The organism is Agaribacillus sp. DX54 (assembly GCF_056858335.1).
This window is the reverse complement of sequence record NZ_JBXEQE010000177.1, coordinates 1-247: the sequence shown is the minus strand read 5'-3', so window position 1 is coordinate 247 and position 247 is coordinate 1. Positions and strand designations below refer to the sequence as shown.

The 247-nt window shown below is 45.7% G+C and carries 1 protein-coding gene; it reads right to left on the bottom strand.

The features are described 5' to 3' along the window. A partial coding sequence (locus AC04NP_RS30875) for a transposase (protein ID WP_482863993.1) occupies positions 1-247 on the bottom strand: 247 nt, incomplete at both ends.

The following is a 247-nucleotide window of genomic DNA, read 5'->3' as shown; positions in this document are numbered from 1 at the left end:
GCCAGGCTTTCACCTGCGGAATGATCCGATCGGTAATCTGGCCTAGTAACGTGTGGGAGATCTCTGTATCATACATCTCTTTGATGTGATCACTGATATCTCGAAGGCTCATACCTAAACCATATAGCCCAATAATCTTATCTTGCAGGTTATCGGCCAACACTGTCTCGCGTTTCTTGACAATCTGAGGATCAAAGCTGCTTTGTCGATCCTGAGGAGTTTCAATGTCAAAGGAGCCTGTAGAGCT